Consider the following 7,612-nt stretch of genomic DNA (forward strand, 5'->3'; position numbering starts at 1 on the left):
TGGAGATAAAAAAAGTTAATAATGAAAGATAATTCATATCGATAAAAATAATCCATATTAAATAAAAATAATCCCTATCGAATAAAAATAATACATATCGAATAAAAATAACAGATATCAAAAATTATTAAGAAGTAGGACATGAAAAAACAAAAATAGAGCGTGTAAAAATGAATCCCATAGCAAAAAAAATGATTTTAGCAACGATTTTAATCGCAAGCATTCTATTAAGCATCAGCTGCATATCAGCAAGTGATGTGACCAATGATAATTCTTTTAGCACTAAAATTAACGACAATGCAGATATCTTCCAAATTCAAGAAGATATTGAACAAAATCGGGAAAGCATTGAAAACAATGCAGATATTGTCGCAGATTCCAACAATAATGCTCTCATCAGCCAATCACCAATCGATTCAAATCCAATAAAGGAAAATGATAACAACATTATTTATGTGGATGCAATGCAGGGCAACGACACCAATACTGGAAAATCATGGTCTGATGCATACCGAAGCATTGAATATGCCGTAAGCCAATCAGATAACGAAACTGTAATCAATATTGCGGATGGCACATACTTCCTTGAAGATTCCATTGTAATCAGCAAAAACATAAGAATTATAGGCCAAAGCCAAAATGGAACAATTCTTGACTGCCAATTGCACAGAGGATTCATCATAAACGAACACACTACAGTTTTATTAAGCTCATTTACCATGCAGCACGCTTTGATTGAAGACATTTCCTTTGGAGCATGTGTGGAAAACTACGGAACACTCACAGCAATTAACTTAACAATAAAAGACAATCTAGGACTTCGCTGTGCAGGAATCGACAACAACAACGGGAATGTGACCATAATAGGCTGCTATTTTTCAAACAACACTGCAATTTCAGAGCATAACAAACACGGAAATCCCGATGGAGCAGCATTTGCAAATACTGGATATGCGTATATCTACAATACAGTATTTATAAACAATACCGCAGATAGAAACGGAGCAGCCATTAAAAACCAAGCAATAGGCAAGCAAATGATAGTTTCAAACTGCACATTCATAAACAACAATGCTAATACAACCGACGGCTATGGAGGCGCAATTTATATCTGGGCTTCAGATACTGAAATTTACAATTCCATATTCATTGACTGCTCCGCACAGTACGGAGGAGCTATCGGTGCAGACAGAATGATGCAAAGCCCATTTAGCCTAACAGTGCAGGGATGTGTTTTCATAAACAACACCCGAGCTGTCCGTGGAGGAGCAATTTATGTCGACAGAACCGAAAATTCCGCCATCACATATTGCATTTTTATAAACAATACCTCAGCCATACAGATAGATACTAAAAACGCCGCAGACAATTCAACAATCGGCGCAGGAGTATTTTCAACACCTACTTCACGCCCTCCAACCAATCAGAATCTAAGTATTGAAAACAACTGGTTCGGAAACACTATGGAAAACCCCGATTTCAATTCCACATGGATCAGTTCAATAATTGATACCCCTAATGAATGGCTGGTTCTCAACATAACTTCAGATACTGCTGATACTCCTATAGGAGAAATCACAAACGTATATATCGATTTGGCACATACCCAGAATGGAAACGCAATCGATGCAGGTCTGCTTTTGGAAAATATTCCGGTATTAATAAGTGCAGTTAACGGATACTCTTCACAAGACCGCTGCACCCTGATTAATGGACTTTCAAAAACAACTTACACTGCAAGTGAAATGGGAGAGGGATCCATTACAATCAGCATTTACGATGTTGACGCAACAATAAATTTCACAAACAGGGCATCACTGCAATTAAAAATATACATAGATACTTTGAATGGAAATGATTCCAATGATGGAAGCAGCTGGATGAAACCTGTGAAAACAATTGAAAAAGGATTGCAGCTCATTAAAGAAAACGGAACATTATTTATAGCTAATGGCATCTATTGCGAGTCAGATTTATATTTAAACAAGAATTTGACCATCATTGGACAAGGCAGCACTATAATCAACAGCGAAGGAAAATCCGCTTTCATCATATCCAATGAAAAAACAGCAGTCATCGATTCAATAATCTTTGCAAATGGAAGCGGCACATTGAAAAATTATGGAAACCTGATTATAAGAAATTCCACTTTCGAAAACAACAGAAACTCTATAATATCAATCAGCGAAGGGAATGATAATTATCTAAACATAACAAGTTCAAAATTCCTCAATGACCTGGAAACTGCAATATCCATTGAAAACACCACTTTGAATCTTGATTATTCTATACTCATCAATAATGCTCTAGCAATAAGCAGAATAGGAGAAAATACTGCAAATATAGAGAATAATTGGTGGGGAAATACAATAGAAAACAACAAGTTCGACAGTAACCTATTAAATGGATTGGATATGCCTGATAAATACATTGTTTTAAATATCAGCGTAAATTCAACAAATCTGACAATTTTCAACAGCATCGATATTTGCATGGATTTAACAAAAACCCAAAATGGCAACAAGATTGAGGGTGCTAAACTGCCTGCAAATATTGTCTCAACAATTAGAGATTCAAATGATACATATTATAATGAAATATTATTGAAAAATGGATACACCAAAGTGACATATACCAGCAATCAGAAAGGTGAAAACAGATTATCATTCAATATTCTTGGAATAACAAAAGATATCCTGATTTTTACAAATGGAAAGAATCCAAACATTGAAATAATCATTAAACTTAATGGAAAAAATAATGCCACAGCCATAATTACCGGACCTTATGAAATTAGCGGAAATGCAACAGTCATCGTTAACCAAAAACAATACAAAGGAACTTTTTCCAGAGGAAAGATTGTAATTGACAATATTGAATTCGGCAGCGCATCAAACAATGGATTCATGATTTATAATGGGGATTCCGTATATGATGGCCATGAGGAAAACTTCACATTCAATGGAATCATAGATACATCAATCATTGCAGAGAATTTAACTAAGTATTATCTGGACAATAAGAATTTTAACATGAAACTAACAGATTCAGATGGAAACCCTTTAGCAAATACAAGGATCTTCATTGATTTAAACGGAAGACAAAATTATACAACCGATAACAATGGAGAAATAAGTCTTCCTATAACTCTCATTCCAGGAAATTATGCCATTTCACTTAGTTTTAAAGGAGATGAAATTCATAGAGCATCCATATGGAATGGAAGCATTATTGTAAGGAAGATGCCTTCTGTGATAATAGCAAGCAATCTGACTAAGGATTATGGAGATTTAGAGAAATTCAAAGCGGAACTTAAAGACATCAACGAAAATCCGCTAGTCAACAAGCTTATCACATTCCGATTAAATGGAATTTCCTACGAACAGACAACTGATAATGATGGGGCCACCTATTTGGATGTTAGCATCTTGAAACAGGGCGTTTACGAGATTATATGCTCTTATGCTGAAGAGCATTATGAATCCAACACAATAAAATGCACCATATTTGTCAATGGAAATGAAAACAAAGCTACAACAATTTTAAATTCAGGAAATGTCAACATGACTTATGGAGATGGAAGTGAATTTTATTGCACCTTGTTGGACACAAATAATCAGGGGCTGAAAGACCAAGTCATAATCATAAGCATCAACAAGAAGAGTTATACTGTTAAAACAGATTCAAATGGAACTGCCAGACTAGCAATTGATTTGAATTCCGGATATTATATTGTTGAATCTTCCTACACAGGAAGTGAATATTACTGCCCTTCATCCAGCACATCATACATTTCTGTTCATGCCGCTGATGATAATAGAACCCTGGACGGCATTATTATTAACAGCACAACAATTCTAAAAGGAGAAAGCTACAGCATTCAATTAATATCCGAACAGGGCGTTATTGCAAATCAAAACGTCACATTTGAAGTCAATGGTGAGAAATATAATGTCACAACTAACAGGACAGGATTTGCAAAATTAAACATTGATTTAAAACCTGGTTACTACACAATAAAAGTTATTTTTGCAGGAAATGAAAATCATGCCGGTTTTAGTTATAGCGAAACCATCACAGTGTATGATAATCATCTACTTCTAATTGCCAATGTCAGTCCAGTCAACCAATACTACAATCAAGGCAAAAAATATTATGTCACAGTAAGCTACGGAGGAATTCCGCTTAAGAATCAGAATGTTGTCTTCACCATAAACGGTAAATCTTATACCCAAACAACAGATGACAATGGCCAGACATATATAACAATCGAATCATTCGTGCCTAATACATATACCGCTACTGTTAAAGTAAGTTTTAACGGAAAAACCGTGACAAATAGTTCAAAGGTAACAATATCAAAAGCCACAGTGAAACTAAACATAAAATCTAAAAAAATCAAAAAAGGCAAATATTTATATGTACGGGCCTTAAATATTAATAAAAAATCTGTTAAAGGTTTAAAAATTAAAATGAAATTGAATAAAAAGACATACACTGTTAAAACCAATTCCAAAGGTTGGGCCAAGTTAAAAATCAAAGTCATTCCTAAAAAATATAAAATCAGCTATTATCTGGTTTCCAATAAGTATTATAATACTTCTAAAAAGAAGTATACTGCCAAAATAACCGTGAAAAAATAATCGCTGATCTTCCGTTGATGATAATGTCGCCGAATGTATTGCGACAACCAAACATTCCATCAGGAGGCATATGACAACTTGAAAAAATAGGCAATATGGACGAAGTCAAAGCAGTGCTGTTCAAAATATTCATGCCAATTTCATTTCCTTTTCGGAAGGCCCTTAAGCTCATCATAGCCCCTGACATTCTCGCTTTTACGGCGATATTTCTCATATATCTCCATATTATCGCCGCAGAATATGTCATAACATTTATGTCCATTCTCATCAATGAAACATATCGAATCCAAATCCATTCTTGAAATCGCATGGGCATACAGCACAGGCCTTCCATCCTCAATGACCAGAAAATAGGTCATCCAGCCGAAGGGTATGTAGACGGCTTCCTGCTGGGTCAAAAGACTCTCGGTTATTCTGAGTTCATCCCTGTCGGGATATCTGTCAATTTCGATGAATTCATGAAACTTCTCTTCAACTTTTCTTAAATCATGCATTGCTCTACCTCCAGCGTATCTTATAGGTGATAACATTCAAAACTGAAATAAATCAACATAAAGTTTTTGCAATAAAAATTCCCAATGTCTATTAAAAAAAGAAAAATAACTGATTAAGCTGTTGCAAATTCAGTTTCCATAGATGGTATATTTGAATAGTTGCGGGTAAATGATTCTAAAATTGGTGATTGTTCCTTATTATGTAAAATGACTTTAAAGTTAGCACATACGCAAATGGATTTGTCATCGACTGAAACACGCATTTTAAAATCAATTAGATTTTTCAAACTATATTTTGGAACATTTAATCTTTTGGAAGCATCAAGAATTTCCAATGACACCGGAACGTTGTCCACATCAAAATCCAACAAAACCCCTTCATCCATTTCAACAGTTTTATCATATTCAAACGGTCTGGTAACTTTAATTGCCAGCACATCATATGTATAATCATATCGGCAATCCACTTCAAAAGAATCATTAACGTTTTCTTTCATGTTCTCTCCTCTTTTTTTCTTCAGGATAAGCGGTGATGACACTAACATTTTCATCATCACCAATTTCAATAATCACATACAAATCCATTGTAGGTTTTGTTTCATGGGGATATATTAATTTAAAACGATTATGATAGGTTTTAGAAATCGCTAGTGGAATTGTATTAAGTAAACAGTCCACAGTATAATTGATTTCAAAATCTCTTTCTAACCATCGTTCTTCCACATGGGGGATGATTTTTAAATTGTTAGGGTTCTGTGATTTTAAGATTTCTCGAGCTTCGTCGATATTATAATCTCGCATGGAAATCACATACCAAAAATCTATTTAATAATTATAAACCAATTTCTATTTAATACTTTCTAATATTGAAAATCAATATTGATGTCTGAGTGTTGAGTTGAATTTTTAAAAATAATCTATCAAATTAACAACGAAGTGCGAAATAGCATTTAAGTTAATAAAAAAACCGAAAATAGTATAATAAAAAAACTAAAAATAGTATAATAATTAAAATAAACATATTTTTTAAATAATGCAGGGAGATTAAAATGGCAGACAAATATATTAAAAGAATCATTGATGAAGATTTAGAACGATATCTAAATATAATGGGCGCCATATTGTTAATTGGACCAAAATGGTGCGGCAAAACAACAACTGCAATTCAGCACTCAAATAGTGTTTTAAAATTAGACGATGTTGACAAAAAAAAGCAATACCTAAAATTAGCTAGTTTAAAACCCTCCGAATTATTGAAAGGAGACAAACCCAGATTAATTGATGAATGGCAATTAGCCCCCATCCTATGGGATGGAGTAAGAAATAGTGTTGATGAATTGAATGGAAAAGGATTATACATCTTAACAGGGTCAACAAGTGTTGATGAAAGTACTATTGACCATACAGGAACTGGAAGAATCCATAGAATGATGATGTACCCTATGAGCTTATATGAAAGTGGCGAATCAAATGGAAAAATATCTCTCATCGAATTATTTGATAATCCATCAATAGATATTGATGGGATAATTTCTAATTTAACTGTAGAAAATTTATTTCAGGCAATGTGCAGAGGAGGATGGCCTGAAGCAATTAAAATTGAAAATGAAGAGGATCAATTGGTAATCGCCAAATCCTATTTTAATAGCATTTGCAGCAGTGACGTTTCTACAGTTGATGGTGTCAAACGTGATCCGGATAGAGTTAAAAATTTATTGAAATCCTATGCCCGAAATATTTCCACACCGGCTAAAGATACAACAATAATGAAGGACATCAAATCCCATTTTGATGATATCAGTAGAGGAACATATTATTCATATGTTGATGCACTTAAAAGATTATTTGTCATTGAAAATATTTATGCTTGGTCCCCTAATATCCGTTCAGCATCTGGAATGAAAGCAACAACTAAAAAAGAATTCATTGACCCATCAATTGCTACTGCTGCTTTAGATTTAACACCAAAAAAATTATTATTGGATTTACAGACCGCAGGTTTCATTTTTGAAACATTATGCATACGTGATTTAAAAATCTATGCCAATAAATATGGTGGAAGCATATATTATTTCCGCAAAGGAGATACATTGGAAATTGACTGCGTTGTTGTTTTGGAAGATGGAAGATATGCATTAATTGAAATTAAATTAGGCAGCGACGAAATAAAAAAAGGAATAAAAAACTTGCATAAGGCTAAAGAAATTATTAAAAAAGAAATTGATAAAAACAATACCCAAATTCCTGAACCATCTTTTCTTGCAATAATTACTGGAGGCAATGTTGCCTATACAAAAGACGGAGTTAAGATTATCCCAATTGGTTGTCTTAAATCATGCACCGAAACTTAATTGATTTTTGATGAATTTTATTTTTTTCTAAATTTTAATAACATTGTTATTATCCTAATGATTTTTCTTGTTGAATTTCAGCTCATTTTTTAATTTTAGATGTTATATTACTCCAATTTAGTTG

5 protein-coding genes are annotated in these 7,612 nt (G+C 33.5%); 2 read left to right on the forward strand and 3 right to left on the reverse strand.

The features are described from left to right. Positions 1–170: 170 nt before the first annotated feature. On the forward strand, positions 171–4,643 hold the full coding sequence (locus ACJMLO_RS08370; RefSeq protein ID WP_405295780.1) for a hypothetical protein: 4,473 nt from the start codon (positions 171–173) through the stop codon (positions 4,641–4,643). 140 nt (positions 4,644–4,783) lie between these two features. Here ACJMLO_RS08370 and ACJMLO_RS08375 read toward each other — a convergent pair whose 3' ends face one another. The 3 genes from ACJMLO_RS08375 to ACJMLO_RS08385 form a co-directional block, all read right to left on the reverse strand. Continuing rightward, positions 4,784–5,137 (reverse strand): hypothetical protein, encoded by a 354-nt coding sequence (locus ACJMLO_RS08375; RefSeq protein ID WP_405295782.1) that lies wholly within the window; start codon positions 5,135–5,137, stop codon positions 4,784–4,786. 113 nt (positions 5,138–5,250) lie between these two features. Further along, positions 5,251–5,634, reverse strand: a complete 384-nt coding sequence (locus ACJMLO_RS08380; protein ID WP_405295784.1) for a DUF2283 domain-containing protein — start codon at positions 5,632–5,634, stop codon at positions 5,251–5,253. After that, complete coding sequence (locus ACJMLO_RS08385; RefSeq protein WP_405295786.1) at positions 5,618–5,938, reverse strand: hypothetical protein; 321 nt, start codon at positions 5,936–5,938, stop codon at positions 5,618–5,620. Before ACJMLO_RS08385 ends, ACJMLO_RS08380 begins: the two co-directional genes overlap by 17 nt. 248 nt (positions 5,939–6,186) lie before the next feature. On the opposite strand from ACJMLO_RS08385, the gene ACJMLO_RS08390 reads away from it, so the two are divergent. Next, a complete protein-coding gene (locus ACJMLO_RS08390) occupies positions 6,187–7,488 on the forward strand; it encodes an ATP-binding protein (RefSeq protein WP_405295788.1) in 1,302 nt (433 codons plus the stop codon). The last annotated feature ends 124 nt before the right edge of the window (positions 7,489–7,612 follow it).

The organism is Methanobrevibacter sp. (genome assembly GCF_045120835.1).
Classification (GTDB): Archaea; Methanobacteriota; Methanobacteria; order Methanobacteriales; family Methanobacteriaceae; genus Methanocatella.

Coding starts and splice junctions, on each gene's coding strand:
- ACJMLO_RS08380 (WP_405295784.1), bottom strand. CDS start 5,634: ATGAAAGAAAACGTTAATGATTCTTTTGAAGTGGATTGCCGATATGAT.
- ACJMLO_RS08390 (WP_405295788.1), top strand. CDS start 6,187: ATGGCAGACAAATATATTAAAAGAATCATTGATGAAGATTTAGAACGA.
- ACJMLO_RS08375 (WP_405295782.1), bottom strand. CDS start 5,137: ATGCATGATTTAAGAAAAGTTGAAGAGAAGTTTCATGAATTCATCGAA.
- ACJMLO_RS08385 (WP_405295786.1), bottom strand. CDS start 5,938: ATGCGAGATTATAATATCGACGAAGCTCGAGAAATCTTAAAATCACAG.
- ACJMLO_RS08370 (WP_405295780.1), top strand. CDS start 171: ATGAATCCCATAGCAAAAAAAATGATTTTAGCAACGATTTTAATCGCA.